Annotated in this window: 14 protein-coding genes; 10 read left to right on the top strand and 4 right to left on the bottom strand. The window is 72.3% G+C overall.

Annotated features, from left to right (window positions below):
* Positions 1-39: 39 nt before the first annotated feature.
* The 3 genes from AB0M28_RS19255 to AB0M28_RS19245 all read right to left on the bottom strand — a co-directional run bounded on the left by AB0M28_RS19255 (position 40) and on the right by AB0M28_RS19245 (position 2,794).
* Positions 40-756, bottom strand: a complete 717-nt coding sequence (locus AB0M28_RS19255) for a DUF2993 domain-containing protein (protein WP_365405872.1) — start codon at positions 754-756, stop codon at positions 40-42.
* A 106-nt stretch (positions 757-862) separates the two neighbouring features.
* Positions 863-2,524 (bottom strand): hypothetical protein, encoded by a 1,662-nt coding sequence (locus AB0M28_RS19250; protein ID WP_365405869.1) that lies wholly within the window; start codon positions 2,522-2,524, stop codon positions 863-865.
* 6 nt (positions 2,525-2,530) lie between these two features.
* Positions 2,531-2,794 (bottom strand): MoaD/ThiS family protein, encoded by a 264-nt coding sequence (locus tag AB0M28_RS19245; protein WP_365405866.1) that lies wholly within the window; start codon positions 2,792-2,794, stop codon positions 2,531-2,533.
* 207 nt (positions 2,795-3,001) lie between these two features.
* Here AB0M28_RS19245 and AB0M28_RS19240 point away from each other — a divergent pair, with 207 nt between their 5' ends.
* The 6 genes from AB0M28_RS19240 (at position 3,002) to AB0M28_RS19215 (ending at position 10,146) form a co-directional block, all read left to right on the top strand.
* The gene (locus tag AB0M28_RS19240; protein ID WP_365405863.1) at positions 3,002-4,735 is read left to right on the top strand and encodes an ABC transporter ATP-binding protein; all 1,734 of its coding nucleotides are present in this window, start codon (positions 3,002-3,004) and stop codon (positions 4,733-4,735) included.
* Positions 4,736-4,857: 122 nt separating this feature from the next.
* Positions 4,858-6,756: an ABC transporter ATP-binding protein gene (locus AB0M28_RS19235; protein ID WP_365405931.1), complete on the top strand. Its 1,899-nt coding sequence runs from the start codon at positions 4,858-4,860 to the stop codon at positions 6,754-6,756.
* A gap of 131 nt (positions 6,757-6,887) precedes the next feature.
* On the top strand, positions 6,888-7,430 hold the full coding sequence (locus tag AB0M28_RS19230) for a hypothetical protein (RefSeq protein WP_365405860.1): 543 nt from the start codon (positions 6,888-6,890) through the stop codon (positions 7,428-7,430).
* A gap of 141 nt (positions 7,431-7,571) precedes the next feature.
* Positions 7,572-8,501 (top strand): hypothetical protein, encoded by a 930-nt coding sequence (locus AB0M28_RS19225; RefSeq protein ID WP_365405857.1) that lies wholly within the window; start codon positions 7,572-7,574, stop codon positions 8,499-8,501.
* Positions 8,498-9,301, top strand: coding sequence for a hypothetical protein (locus AB0M28_RS19220; protein WP_365405855.1), 804 nt, complete (start codon positions 8,498-8,500; stop codon positions 9,299-9,301). Before AB0M28_RS19225 ends, AB0M28_RS19220 begins: the two co-directional genes overlap by 4 nt.
* Positions 9,298-10,146 (top strand): hypothetical protein, encoded by an 849-nt coding sequence (locus AB0M28_RS19215; protein WP_365405852.1) that lies wholly within the window; start codon positions 9,298-9,300, stop codon positions 10,144-10,146. Before AB0M28_RS19220 ends, AB0M28_RS19215 begins: the two co-directional genes overlap by 4 nt.
* A gap of 42 nt (positions 10,147-10,188) precedes the next feature.
* Here AB0M28_RS19215 and AB0M28_RS19210 read toward each other — a convergent pair whose 3' ends face one another.
* Positions 10,189-10,557 carry a DsrE family protein gene (locus AB0M28_RS19210; protein WP_365405850.1) on the bottom strand — a complete coding sequence of 123 codons (369 nt, stop codon included), beginning with the start codon at positions 10,555-10,557 and terminating at the stop codon, positions 10,189-10,191.
* Positions 10,558-10,809: 252 nt separating this feature from the next.
* On the opposite strand from AB0M28_RS19210, the gene AB0M28_RS19205 reads away from it, so the two are divergent.
* The 4 genes from AB0M28_RS19205 (at position 10,810) to AB0M28_RS19190 (ending at position 14,453) form a co-directional block, all read left to right on the top strand.
* Positions 10,810-11,739, top strand: a complete 930-nt coding sequence (locus AB0M28_RS19205) for a hypothetical protein (RefSeq protein WP_365405847.1) — start codon at positions 10,810-10,812, stop codon at positions 11,737-11,739.
* Positions 11,736-12,638, top strand: a complete 903-nt coding sequence (locus AB0M28_RS19200; RefSeq protein ID WP_365405845.1) for a hypothetical protein — start codon at positions 11,736-11,738, stop codon at positions 12,636-12,638. The genes AB0M28_RS19205 and AB0M28_RS19200 overlap by 4 nt, the downstream gene beginning before the upstream one ends.
* A complete protein-coding gene (locus AB0M28_RS19195) occupies positions 12,635-13,615 on the top strand; it encodes a hypothetical protein (RefSeq protein ID WP_365405843.1) in 981 nt (326 codons plus the stop codon). Before AB0M28_RS19200 ends, AB0M28_RS19195 begins: the two co-directional genes overlap by 4 nt.
* A 256-nt stretch (positions 13,616-13,871) precedes the next feature.
* Complete coding sequence (locus tag AB0M28_RS19190) at positions 13,872-14,453, top strand: FABP family protein (RefSeq protein WP_365405840.1); 582 nt, start codon at positions 13,872-13,874, stop codon at positions 14,451-14,453.
* Positions 14,454-14,473 lie beyond the last annotated feature (20 nt).

The raw sequence follows: 14,473 nt of genomic DNA, 5'->3' as shown, positions 1-14,473 counted from the left end.
GTGAGTTCGTCCCGGAAGACGCCGGGAGCGCGTTCGTGCTCAGCGCGCCAGGAGTACGTTCGTGCCGCCGCCGCTGATCGCGATACCCCGCTCGCTGACACTGACGTCGTCCAGCTCGATGCCCCGGGGGAGGTCGGTGATCTTCCACTCGAAGTCGATGCGCTCGCGGAGGAAGTCCTCCAGGCCCGGCACCAGTTCGCCGCCCTGGATCTCGGCGGCCTGCAGCCGGATCGTGTCGCCGTTCTCCACGGAGATCCGGCCGAGTGCGCTGCGTTCCAGGTGCTGGCCCAGGTAGTTGACCCGTACGGTCGCCTTGACCAGGTCCTTGCCGGCGGCGTCCCGGCCGCCGTAGGTGACCTTGACCACGTTGCCGGGGATGGCCCGCGTCACGTCGTCGTAGCTGATCCGCACCCGGCCCTCGGCCTTCGCGGCGGTGGCCCGGTCCCAGTTGTCCCCCTGCACCTTCAGCTCGTGCAGCCGCGCCCTCGCCTCCACGAGCGTGAGCCGTGATCCGGCCTCCCCGGCCGCCTCGATGCCGCTGAGGTCGACGTCGACCCGCTCGAAGCGTCTGCCGAGGACCTGCGTGAGGAACGGGAAGCCGTTGATCCGGATCTCCGGGGACTTCGAGAGGTCGTACTCCTGCCTGATCCGGTCTCCGGCCTCGGCCTGCACGAGCCGGACGGCCACGCGGTCGGCTGCGACGCCCAGGACGGCGAGGGTGAGTAGGACGATCACTGATATGCGGAGTGCGCGCATGATGCGGTTCAGATTACGGGGTTCCTTGTCCGGTCGGCCCTGTCGTGGAGCGGTTCGATCGGCCTGCGGGCACCCGGACTTCGGTCGTCACGGGTGCCCCGGTCCCTCAGCCCAGCCACTCCCCCAGGAGGTACGTCGCCGGGACGGACAGGGTCAGGGGGAGGGCCACCCCCGCCGTCATGTGGACGAACCTGGACGGGTAGTCGTACGACGCCACCTGCAGGCCCACCAGGGCCGTGCCGCCCGCCGCCAGGCCGAGCAGCGCGCCCGACGCCCCGAGGGACGTGAACGCTCCGGCGGCCGCGCCGATGCCCGTCGCCGCGAACAGCGCCACCAGCGGTGACGTCGTCGGCGGCAGCGGGATCGCCCGTACCAGGGTGGCCGTGGCCACCGACAGCGCGCCGACCACGACCGCGCCGGACGGTGCCGCGAGGTAGCCGGCGCCCAGGACCGCCAGCGCCGTCGCGGCGACCGTCGCCGTCAGCGCCGACAGCCGTTCGTCGCCGGGCTGCGTGCCGCGCATCTGGACCACGATCGCCAGCAGCACCCAGACACCGAGCGCGCCGAGCACCGCGCCCGGTGTGTGCTCGCGGCCGGTGAACAGCGCGGCGACCGTCGCCGTGAGCCCGCCCGCGAAGGCGAGGCCGATGCCCTGGCGGGCGGGCCACATGCCGTTCAGCCGGAACCAGCCCGCCGCGGTGACCGCCTGCAGGGCGAGCACGCCCAGGGCCAGTCCGGGACGGGCCAGGGGTGCCGTGACGGCGAGCAGCAGGGCGAGGCCCGCGGTGATCGCCGCGGGCTGCGGGCCCGGCGCGATGATCTCCGACGCGCCCTGCTCGCGCAGTTCCGCGGCCGAGGGCAGGGGGCGGCGCTTGGTGGGCGCGCCGTACACGGTCGGCGCGCTCTCGTTCGTCGGTATCCCGGGGGTGGGGGCTGCTGCCGGGGCGCCCGCGGGCTGGGGCGCCGCCCGCCTGGGGCCCGCCGCACCGGCGGGGCGCTCCCAGCCGTCGGGCCAGCCGCCGCCGGGCGCTTCGCCGCCCGCCTGCGGGCCGGGTCCGTCCTGCTGCGCCGGTACGGGCGGCATGACGGTGGTCATCTCCTCGCGGCGCCCGTCCTGCGCGTGCGGCTGCGCCTGGCCGGCGCCCTGCCCGTGCGGCTGCGCCGGGCCGCCGGTCACGGGCGGCAGGAAGGCGGTCTGGGCCGCGTCGGCACCGTAGGCCGCGCCGGCGACGCCCTGCGCACCCCCGTAGGAGGCGTGCTGCCCGAGCGGATCCGCTCCCTGGGCCACGCCGTGCTGCCCGCCGTAGGACTGCTGCTCGCCGGCGTGCGGCACGCCCTGCGCGCCGCCGTACGAGTCGTGCTGACCCGGACCGGGGACGCCCTGCGCGCCGCCGTACGAATCGTGCTGTCCCGGGCCGGGGACACCCTGAGCACCGCCGTACGAATCGTGCCGACCCGCCTCGGCGACGCCCCGCGCCCCGCCGTACGAATCGTGCCCGCCGGCCCCGGGCGCGCCGTAGGACTCGGGCCCCGGCTGCTGTCCGGCGGTGGGCGGCAGGTACGCCGTCTCGTCGTACGACTGGCCGTACGCGTCCGGGTAGCCCTGCTGCTGAGCGGCCGGGTACGCGCCGCTCTGACCGTACGGGTCGGCGTAGGCCGCCGGGTCGTAGCCGGGCTGCTGGGCGGCCTCCTCGTACGGGGGCCAGCCCGGGGGCGGGGCCTGGCCGTACGGGTCGTCGCGGTATGGATCCGGTGTCTGACTGGTCATCGCGCCCTACCCTCCCGCGAAGGGCGGCAGAACCTCAACCGTCCCTCCGGTGACAAGCTCCACCGAGGCATGGTCCCGGGTTCCCACCGGGTTGCCGTCGACGAGGAACGAGCACCGCAGCAGCACCCGGGCGAACTCGGGCCGCTCCGTGTGCCGCTCCCGCGCGGCGTCCAGCGCCTCGGCGAGCGTGGCCGCCTCGTACGCTTCCTCCCCGGTCCCCGCGGCCGCCTTGGCGGCGGCCCAGTACCGGATCGTGCCTCTGGCCGTCATCGGACGGCTCCCTTCTCACGAACGTGCGCCGTCCATGATGCGCCATCCCGCGCCGGCACCGGGACGGCCGCCTCCCGGACCGCCCGAAAGGAACCGTTGCGTCACGCCGGCGCGGTCGGCCAAGCCCCGGCAAAATCTGCGCTCCCGGCTCCGCTGTGCGCGAAAACCACTCGTAGCCCGGGGCAACCGTCACCTTAGGCTGCCAGGGTGCTCGTCCGAATCTTCCGAACCCACCTCAGCCCGTACCGGACCGACATCGCCTGGATCGTGGGCCTGCAGCTGCTGTCCACCCTGGCCGTCCTCTACCTGCCCACGCTGAACGCCGACATCATCGACAACGGTGTCATCACGGGCGATACCGGCCACATCCTCTCCACCGGAGGGTGGATGCTGGCCGTCACCGTCCTGCAGGTCGCCGGCTCGGTCGGGGCCGTGTACTTCAGCGCCCGCACCGCCATGGCCGTCGGCCGGGACGTGCGCGCGGCGGTCTTCGACCGGGTGCAGTCCTTCTCCGCCCGGGAGATGGGGCACTTCGGCGCCCCGTCCCTGATCACGCGGACCACCAACGACGTCCAGCAGGTGCAGATGCTGTGCCTGATGACGCTCATGATGATGATCGCCGCCCCGATGATGATGATCGGCGGCGTGATCATGGCGCTCAACCAGGACGTACCGCTGTCCGCCCTGCTGCTGCTCATCGTGCCGGTGCTGGCCGTGCTGGTGACGCTGATCGTGCGGCGGATGCGGCCGCTGTTCCGCGGCATGCAGGAGCGCATCGACGGGGTGAACCGGATTCTGCGCGAGCAGATCACCGGCATCCGCGTGATCCGGGCCTTCGTCCGCGACGAGCACGAGCGCAAGCGGTTCACCGGGGCCAACACGGATCTGATGGACTTCTCCGTCCGGGCGGGGAAGCTGATGGCGCTGATGTTCCCCACGGTGATGTTCGTGGTGAACCTGGCGAGCGTGGCCGTGGTGTGGTTCGCCGCGCACCGGATCGACAGCGGGGAGATGCAGGTGGGGGCGCTGACGGCGTTCCTCTCCTATCTGATGTACATCCTGATGTCGATCATGATGGCCACCTTCATGTTCATGATGGTGCCGCGCGCCGAGGTCTGCGCCGAGCGCATCCAGGAGGTGCTGCAGACGGAGACCTCCGTCGTCCCGCCGGTCTCCCCCGTCCGCTCCGTGGACCGGCACGGGCGGCTGGAGCTGCGCGGCGTGGAGTTCCGCTACCCCGGGGCGGAGGAGCCGGTGCTGCGCGACATCAGCCTCGTCGCCGAGCCCGGCCGGACGACCGCGGTGATCGGCTCGACGGGCAGCGGCAAGTCGACGCTGCTGGGGCTCGTACCGCGGCTGTTCGACGCGACGCGCGGCGGGGTGCTGGTCGACGGCGTCGACGTACGCGAGCTGGATCCGGCGGTGCTGGCGGAGGTCATCGGGTTCGTACCGCAGAAGCCCTACCTCTTCGCCGGGACCGTCGCCTCGAACCTGCGGTACGGCCGGCCTGACGCCACGGACGACGAACTGTGGCAGGCGCTGGAGACCGCCCAGGCGCGGGACTTCGTCTCGGAGCTCCCCGAGGGGCTCGGCGCGCCCATCGCCCAGGGCGGGAGCAACGTCTCCGGCGGGCAGCGCCAGCGCCTCGCCATCGCGCGGGCGCTGGTCCGGCGGCCCGAGATATACCTCTTCGACGACTCCTTCTCCGCCCTGGACTACGCCACGGACGCCCGGCTGCGGGCGGCGCTGGGCCGCGAGACGGGCGAGGCGACGGTGGTGATCGTCGCGCAGCGGGTGGCCACCATCCGTGACGCGGACCGGATCGTCGTCCTCGACGAGGGTCGGATCGTGGGCAGCGGCACGCACCACGAGCTGATGGAGAGCAACGAGACCTACCGGGAGATCGTCCTCTCCCAGCTGACGGAGGAGGAGGCCGCGTGAGTTCCCCGGACAAGTCCGCACCCGGCGGCGACACCGCGGGGCCCGCCCCCGGCGGCGACACCGCCAAGCCCACCGCCGCCCCGCGCCGCGGCCCGACGCCCGCCGTCGGCCCGGCCCGCTGGATGGGCGCGCAGCCCGCCGAGCACGCGCTGGACTTCAGGGCGTCGGCCGTACGGCTGCTGAAGCTGCTGAAGCCCGAGCGCGGCATCATGGCCGTCGTCCTGGTGCTGGCCGTCGCCAGCATCACCGCGTCCGTCGTCGGGCCCAAGCTGCTCGGCCACGCCACGGACCTGATCGTCACCGGGCTGGTGGGCCGCGGCCTGCCGGCCGGTACGACGGCCGCCGAGGCCGAGCAGAACATGCGGGAGTCGGGCAACGACACGCTCGCCGACATGATCGGCAAGCTGGACGTCATACCCGGCCAGGGCGTGGACTTCACGGCGGTCGGCCAGGTGCTGGGCTGGGTGGCGCTGATCTACGCGGTGGCGGCGGTGTTCGGGATCATCCAGGCGCGGATCGCGGCGGTGATCGTGCAGCGGGCGGTGTTCCGGCTGCGCGAGGAGGTCGAGGCGAAGCTGTCCCGGCTGCCCCTGTCGTACTTCGACAAGCAGCCGCGCGGCGAGATCCTCTCCCGTACGACCAACGACATCGACAACATCGGCCAGTCGCTGCAGCAGACCATCAGCCAGATCCTCGCCTCGCTGCTGACGATCGTCGGCGTACTGGCGATGATGTTCTGGATCTCGCCGCTGCTGGCGCTGGTCGCGCTGGTCACCGTCCCCGTCTCGGCGAAGGTGGCGACGCGGATCGGCAAGCGCGCGCAGCCGCAGTTCATCGCCCAGTGGAAGACGACGGGCAAGCTCAACGCCCATATCGAGGAGATGTACACCGGGCACGCGGTGGTGAAGGTCTTCGGCCGGCAGAAGGAGTCGGCGGAGGTCTTCGAGAAGGAGAACGACGAGCTGTACCGCTCGTCCTTCCGCGCCCAGTTCATCTCCGGGCTGATCCAGCCCGCGATGATGTTCATCGGGAACCTCAACTACGTGCTGGTCGCGGTGATCGGCGGCCTGCGGGTGGCGTCGGGTGCGCTGTCGATCGGCGACGTGCAGGCGTTCATCCAGTACTCGCGGCAGTTCAGCCAGCCGCTGAGCCAGATCGCGTCGATGGCGAACCTGGTGCAGTCCGGTGTCGCCTCCGCCGAGCGGGTCTTCGAGCTGCTCGACGCGGGCGAGCAGGAGCCGGACCCGGTGGACGCGGCGCGACCGGACCGGGTGCGGGGGCAGGTGTCCTTCGAGCGCGTGTCCTTCTCGTACGACCCGGAGAAGCCGCTGATCCGCGATCTGTCGCTGGCGGTGGAGCCGGGCCACACGGTCGCGATCGTGGGGCCGACGGGCGCGGGCAAGACGACGCTCGTCAATCTGCTGATGCGCTTCTACGAGGTCAACGGCGGCCGGATCGTCCTCGACGGGGTGGACGTCGCGACGATGTCGCGGGACGAGCTGCGCGCGCAGATCGGGATGGTGCTGCAGGACACCTGGCTGTTCGGCGGGACGATCGCGGAGAACATCGCGTACGGGGCGCCGTCCGGCACGTCGATGGACAAGATCGTCGAGGCGGCGCGGGCGACCCACGTCGACCGTTTCGTACGGACCCTCCCCGACGGCTACGACACGGTGATCGACGATGAGGGCACGGGCGTCTCGGCGGGCGAGAAGCAGCTCATCACCATCGCGCGGGCGTTCCTGGCGGAGCCGGCGATCCTGGTGCTGGACGAGGCGACGTCGTCGGTCGACACCCGTACGGAGGTCCTCATCCAGCACGCGATGGCCGAACTGCGCACCGGCCGCACGTCGTTCGTGATCGCCCACCGCCTGTCGACGATCCGCGACGCGGACGTGATCCTCGTGATGGAACACGGCGACATCGTGGAACAGGGCACACACGACTCACTCCTCGCGGCGGGCGGCGCGTACGCGCGCCTGTACGACGCGCAGTTCGCGGCGCCGGTGGCGGAGGGCTGAGCCCCGCTGCCACGACCCGGCAGCCCAGGGGTGCATCCGCTTGCCGGATGCGCCCCTGCTCCGTCTCCGCGGCCGGTGCCACACTCGCGTCGCCGCGGCCGCGGGGCCGCGCGGAGGGGTGGGGGGACGGGATGGAGATCGCGGCGGGGGACGCGGGTTACGGGGTCTACACGCTGTTGTGGGGGCTGCTGGCGACGCCGTTCTCGCTGGCGGTGGCGATCGACTTCCGCGGCTTGGCGCGCAGGCTCGCGAAGGCGCGGCCCGACCAGGCCGAGGAGGCGCCGCGCGGGTCGGTGCGCTTCCTCCGCGTGGTCGGCGGGGTCTTCACGGTCGCGGGTGCGGGGGCGATCGTCACCGGATCGCACTCCGTCCTGCAGGACAGGAACCTCTCCGGCCGGATCCCTGCCGTCCCGCTTCCGTTCGTCCTTCTCATGGCGGCCGCGCTGACGCTGGCGCTCGTGCACGACTCCCGCAAGGGAGCGCTCGGCAGCGCCTGGCGCACCGGGGGCCGGCGACGCTCCGGCGCGCTGCTGTACGTCGTCGGCTTCGCCGGCTTCCTCGCCGGGCTCGCGCTCGGCCAGGTGTACGCGCTGTTCGCCTCGTGCGTCGCGGCGTGGACGGGCACCCTCGCAGCGCGGTCCGAGCCGGACACGGCGGAGCGGGTCGACGGCTGACCCGGGCGGGCCCGGGGCGTGGCCGCCCCCCGGCGTGCGTGTTCGGGGTCGCAACGGCTTTGGTGACTCGTACAACCATTTGGATCACTGGGGAGTCATCCCCGCCACATTGACAGGATCACGTAACCCGTGGGGGATGTAGTGGATCACAGACAGGACCCGGAGGCGGACGCCGGGGAGGCGGCTGCTCCGGAGGACGCGGCGGTGGTGGAAACCCCGCCCGACGAGGGCGAACCGCCCGGCCCGGAGGAGACCGCCACGGCCGCCGAGGCACCGGCCGCACCCCTCCCGCACGCACCCGTTCCGCCCCCGCTGCCGCCCGCGGCGCAGGACCCGGCGCAGCCGTCGCTGCCGGATCCCGCCGCGCCGCGCCGGCGGCGCGGGAAGACGACGCTGCTCATCGCGTGCGCACTCGTGCTGGGCGCGGTCGCGGGCGTGTGCCAGGGGTACGTCACGCAGGCCGACCTGGAGCCGACCCCCCTGCCGCCGCTGGCGCAGGCGAAGCTCGGGGTGGACGAGGCGGCGGTGGTGAGCGGGGAGGACGCGCCGCGCGACAAGGCGAAGGGTGACCTGCGCAAGCTGCTGCTTCCGATGCCCAAGGGGTCACGGCTGCAGGCCGGGAACCCGAAGGCGGGCGCGTGGTTGCCGGCCTACGAGGTCGCCGACCACTGGAAGGACCCCGAGTGGGCGTTCGAGCACCATCTCGACGCGGGGTTTCAGCGCTGCGCGATCCGCGAGTGGGAGCGCGGCCACCAGGAGACCGACGTCTGGCTCGTGCAGTTCCGGGACGAGCTCGCCCAGGGTGCGCGCGGCTACGCCGACGGGCAGCTGGAAGCCCTGCGGAACGGTGACTGGGAGCACTCCAGGGCCAAGTCCATCCCGGGTTCGGCCACCGGGCAGGCCTTCGTTCTCGACAAGCCGCAGCGCGAGCCCGGCTACCTGCCGTACTACGAGGCTCGCGCCGTGGCCCGCCGGGGCAACGTGGTGATGCTGGTCTTCATCTCCGATTCGAAGCCGATCAGCAGCGCCCAGATCATGAAGGTCGCCAAGCAGCAATTGGAGCGCCTGTGAACGACGAACTCGCGGCCCCGGAGACTCCCCCGGCCCCCGGGGACCACACCACCCCGCCCGGCGAGCCCGCCGCACCGCGCCGCCGCCTGCGTCTGCTGGTGCCCGTGCTCGCCACCGTGGTCGTGCTGGGCGCGGTCGGCGGTGGTGTCGCGCACACCGCGAACTATGTGGACACGGCCGACAAGAAGGCCCCGACCACCTACTGGCGCAAGAGCGACAAGACCCGGAAGTCCGCCGACGGCGCCCCCGGCGCCAGCCACACCGGCGTCGGCAAGCTGCTGCTGCCGGTCGGCGACAACTACCGGCCCGGACCGGACATCGACGAGTTCGGCAACGACACCGAACTGACCGGCAAGCAGGCCCTCGCCCTGCTCAAGCAGGGCGCCCGCGGCCTCCCGGGCAAAATGCGCCGCGAGTACGTCAAGGCCGTGGAGAAGCAGAAGATCCAGGGCCAGGCGATGCGTTCGTACGCCGGGAAGAGCTCGGATCTCGTGGTGGAGATCCAGCTGACCCAGATGTCCGAGAAGGCGGCGAAGGACGCCGAGCGGTTCCAGAAGGCACTCGTCGACGTCTGGGACTCGTTGCCCCCCGGTCCGAAGATCAAGGGCTACAAGAACGCGGTCTGCGCCTTCGCCCCCAAGGACACCTGGGAGAAGCAGGACGTCCTGCACTGCACGGCGGCCAAGGGCGGCGTGCTGGTGACGCTGACCGCGTACGGCCCACGCAAGATCGACCGGAAGGCGGTGGCCACCATGCTCAAGGCCCAGCTCGACCGCGTCACGGACGGGGAGAAGGCATGACCGGGATCCAGATGGAACAGCCCCCAGTCGAGGAACCGGCCCGCACGGAGCCGGACACCGAGCCGCCGCTCACGGGCGGGCCCGCCGCGCCCCGCAAGCCCCGCCGGGTGCTGCGCGCAGTGGCCCGGTGGACGTGCGCCGTGCTCGCCTTCGCCGCGGCGGCAGCCGGTACGGCGTACGCCGTCACGGAGAAGGAGCGCACCGACCTGCCGGGGCTCGCCACCGAGTCCGACGGGCGCTGGGAGTATCCGGCGCTGAAGCTTCCCGCGCTGCCCAAGGGCACGCCGGGCCCGTTCGCGGCGTCCAACCTGGCCCGGATCCACCACGCCGACCTCCGGACGTTGCTGGTGCCCGCGCCCAGGGGTGCCAAGACGGACAAGGAGCTACCGGGGCGGGGCGGGTGGCTGCCGCTCACCTCGTTCGCCGCGGCCTTCCAGGAGGACAGGCGCAAGGACATCGTCGAACAGCTCAGGGAGGTCGGGCTCAAGCACATCGCGGCCACCGGCTGGACCATGCCCGACGGCACCCGCACCCGGATCTACCTGCTGCGCTTCGGCAACGACACGACGGTCAACGAACTCACCACCGGCGTGTTCCAGAGTCAGAGCTCGATGCTGATCGAGCAGGGCGACGCGGTCACGGACGACGTGTACGACGGGGACAGCTCCCCGGAGCCCGTCCTGGCGACCGTCCTCGACGAGGAGGAGCCGGCGAAGGTCCACGTCCGCCAGGCCTATCTCCAGGCGGGCGACGTCCTGGCCATGGTGGTGCAGGACAGGGCGGGCGCCGCCCCCGCCGTCCCGTTCCACCAGACGGTGATCCTGCAGAGCCAGCTCCTGACCTGATCGCCGGCCGCCCCGCGGGCAAGGGGAACCGGGTCCCGGCCGTCAGTACACGACGGCCTGGACCCCCTCCCCCATGATCTCGCTCACGAACACCTGCGCTCCCGCGATCCGCACCCCCTCCAGCACGTCCTTCTCCCCGATCTCCCGCCGCGCCGCGCACTGCGTGCACAGCGTGATGCGGCCGCCGGCCAGGATGCCGTCGATGAGGTCGGGGAGCGGGGCGGCGTGCGGGAGGTCGAACTCCGCGGCGCGGCCGGGGAGGGCGAACCACGAGGACTCGCCCGTCAGCCAGAGCGAGACCTCCACCCCGCTGGCCGCGGCGACCGCCGCCACCGTGAACGCCTGGGAGCAGCGTTCGGGGGCGTCGGCCCCCGCCGTCACCTTGATCACGAGCTTGTTCCGAGCAGCCATGGGGCCACTCTAGGGCGTACGCGGACACAGGCACCGGCCGTACCGGAGCCGGGACCTCCGCCGTAGCGCGGGGGCGTGGGGGGCCGTAGCGAGAAGCCCGCGTGTTACGTACAACCATTCGACCGGCCGGGGAGTCGTGCCAGTGCGCGGGTGACGGATTCAAACGTTTGATCGCTGTACGGATGACGGCATGAAAGCGCGTGCCGTCCGCCGTCCGGCAAGTCGCCCACGGTGACGTCGACAGGGGAACTCGTGGAGTCGAACCAAGAAAGCAGCAGCTGGAACGCCTTCGGCGGCGATCCGCGGTCGGCGGACGACCCGCCCACGACCCGGCTCGCCCGGATCGAGGAGCCGGTCGCCCAGCCGTCGGCGCCGGCCCAGGGCTGGGCCGGGGGCGCCCAGGAGCCGTCGTACGCGGCCGTGCCGCCGGCCGCGGAACCCCAGCCGCCCGCGCCGCCGCGCCGCCGGGGGCGGCTCGCGCTGCTGCTGGCCGCCGCCGCGCTGCTGGGCCTCGTCGGCGGGGTCGGTTACGGCTACCACGTACAGGCGGACGAGCCGCCCACCGCGCTGCCGCCGCTCTCCCAGCCCGGCCTGAAGTACCCGGCCCCGCTGGCCGCAGGCAAGGACCCCGGGCCGCTGGACGCCGCGCACGACCACCAGGTGAAGACGGGCGGCGATCTGCGCAAGCTGCTCGTGTCCGTGCCGAAGGGCACCACGAAGCCGGACTTCCTGCCCGGTGAGGGCGGCTGGATGTCGGTGTACGAGTTCGCCGACAACTTCGAGGACCCGGACTACATGTTCCAGAACATGCTGGAGAGCGGCTACCGGCGCACCGCCATGACCGCCTGGACCCGGTACGCGGGGCACGCCGTGGTCGTCCAGCTGATCCAGTTCCACGAGCACGAGTCCTCGGGCGCCGCCCAGTACGTCGAGGACCAGCAGTCCTACCTCCCCGACTCGGACTGGGCCGGAAACGAGGGCACGCCCGTGCCGGGGTCCGGCAACGCGCGGCTGTTCATCTACGACAGCCCGGACGTCGAGCCGGGCTACGAACCGCTGTGGGAGGCGGTGGCGATCGGGCGGGTCGGCGACGTGGTGATGGAGATCCACTTCGCGGACACGAAGAAGGTCAGCAAGAAGGAAGCCATGGCCCTGGCCAAGAAGCAGCTGGAGCGGCTGTGAGTTACGACGATTTCCTCGCACCGGAGCAGGCCGGACAGCCGCACCAGGCGGGACAGCCCCAGCAGACCGGGCAGCCCCACCAGGCCGCACCGCCCCAGCAGCCCCAGCCCCAGCCCCCGTACGCCCACCAGCCCCCGCCCCAGCCCCCGCCCGGCGCCCCCGAGCCCCCCGCCGCCCCCCGGCGGCGAGGCGGGCGCCTCGCGCTCGTGCTCGGCGCGGTCCTCGTGCTCGGCGCCGCCGGCGGCGGGCTGACGTACACCTATCTGCAGGCGGACAAGGCCGACCGCACGGCCCCGACGAAGATCTGGCAGCGGCCGGCCGCCGACAAGGACGACAAGGCGGGCGACGCGCTCACCGCCCACACCGGGCTCGGCAAGAAGCTGCTGCCCGTGCCGGACGGCTACTACGGCGGGCCGGACATCGCCGAGTTCGGCAACGACGCCGAGATGAGCAGCAAGCAGGCCGTCGCCCTGTTCAAGCAGAGCGGCCGCGGACTGCCGCGCAGCGAGCGCCGCGAGTTCGGCAAGTACGTCGACCGGATGAAGCTCGACGGGCTGGCGATGCGCTCGTACACCGAGGGCTCGGAGCTCGTCGTCGAGATCCAGCTGGCGCAGATGAGCAAGCGGGCCGTGCACGACTACGTCTCCTTCGAGACGCGGCTCAACCAGCGCATCGGCAGCACGAAGGGGCCGTCGATCAGCGGCTACAAGGACGCCAAGTGCTTCGTCCTGAAGGGCGAGTCGGGCGACAAGCTGCAGGTCATGGACTGCATCGCGGAAAGGGACGACATCCTCGTCAGCTTCACCGCGTACGGCACGAAGCCGCTGGACAAGAAGGCCGCGGCGGCGCTGCTGAAGAAGCAGCTCGACTACATCGAATCCCCGGGAGAGGCGGCATGACCGAGCCGACCATGGGAGGCTCGCCCTCCTACGAGCCCGCGCCGCACCAGGCCCAGCCGCACCAGGCCCAGCCGTATCAGCCGCAGCCCCCGGCGTACGCCCAGCAGGGCCCGTACCCGCAGCAGACCCAGCCCGGCGCGTACCCGCCGCCGCCTCCCGGCGGCACGTACGGCGGGCAGCAGCCCCTCTGGCAGCCCCCCGCCCCGCCCCGGCCGCCGCGCCGGGCGCTGCGGGCCGTGCTCACCTGGACGGCCGCCGTCGTGGTCCTCGCGGGCGTCGCCGGCGGCGTCGGCTACGGGATCACCAAGGCCGAGCGGAACGACCTGCCGCTGCTGTCCACGAAGAGCGACGGCCGCTGGGACTACCCCGAGCTGAAGCTTCCCGCCCTCCCGCACGGCGCCCCCAAGCCCCTGGAGGCGGGCCCGAACCCGGCCGCCGTGCACTACGCCGACCTGCGCAAACTCCTGCTGCCGCTGCCCGCGGACGGCAAGGAGGACCCGTCCGTCAAGATCAAGGACGGCTGGATCTCCTCCGCCGACTTCGCCACCGTGTACGCCGAGGACGACCGCTCCACCGTCCGCCAGGCGCTCCGGGACGACGCCGTACGGCACATCGCCGCGCGGGCCTGGACCATGCCGGACGGCACCCGGACGCAGATCTACCTGCTGCAGTTCAACACCGGCGCCCTCGCCGACCACTACTACGACGAGGTGCTCAGCGGCGGCATCAGCGCCGCCCTGGAGCTCGAGGCCGCGCCGAACACGGTGCTCGACGAGAGCTGGCCGGCCTCGGCCCGGCTGGACGGCGTCGACCTGTACGTCTACGACGAGGAGAAGCCGTACGGCAAGACGCACGCCCGCCAGGCGTACGTGGTCGCGGGCGACACGATCGGGCTGGTCGTACAGGAGAAGGCCGACGGGGCGGCGAAGGTCCCGTTCCAGCAGACGGTGATCCTGCAGCACCAGCTGCTCGGCTGACCCGGCGGGCACCCGGTCCCGCGGGCAACAGGCCCGGCGGACACCCGGTCCCGCAGGCACCCGGCGCGGGGTGCGCCACCTCGGCGCGCCCCGCGTCGCGCCGCCCACTAGACTCGGCGGTGTTCGCCAGTCGATGACGCTCGGAGGAGCGCGCACGTGATTCTGTTCTTCGAGATCCTGCTTGTCCTTGTCGCCGTCGCCACCCTCGGCTTCGCTGGCCTCGCCGTGATGAAGCTGTACCAGGGCCAGCGCTGACATGATCGAGATCCCCTCCGACCTGCACCCCGATCTCGTCCCCCTGGCGTTCCTGCTGGGGACCTGGGAGGGCGCGGGCGTCTTCGACTTCCCCGGCGACGAGAAGTGCAACTTCGGCCAGGAGGTCGTCTTCGGCCACGACGGCCGGGACTTCCTGGCGTACACGTCGTACACGTGGGTCCTCGACGCCGAGGGCAACAAGGTCCGGCCCCTGGAGTCCGAGACGGGCTACTGGCGGATCGGCAAGGACCGCGCGGTCGAGGTCGTGATGGTCCGCGACGCGGGCGTCGCCGAGCACTGGGACGGCGTGCTGGCCGAGGGCAAGCCCCAGATCGACCTGGTGACCGACGCGATCGCCCGGTCCGAGGACGCGCCCCCGTACTCCGGCGGCAAGCGGCTCTACGGCTACGTCAAGGGCGACCTGATGTGGGTCGGCGAGAAGGCCACGCCCGAGGTCGAGCTGCGGCCGTACATGTCCGCCCAGCTGAAGAAGGTCGTCGACCTGCGCGAGGTCGCGCAGAACCTCGCCGCGTCCGACTCCGACGAGGACCTGCCGGACGACGGCATCGCGTTCTTCCGCTGACCGGCTCCGGCTCTCGCGCT

The organism is Streptomyces sp. NPDC051940 (assembly GCF_040680895.1).
GTDB lineage: Bacteria > Actinomycetota > Actinomycetes > Streptomycetales > Streptomycetaceae > Streptomyces.
This window is presented reverse-complemented; position numbering and strand designations above follow the sequence as displayed.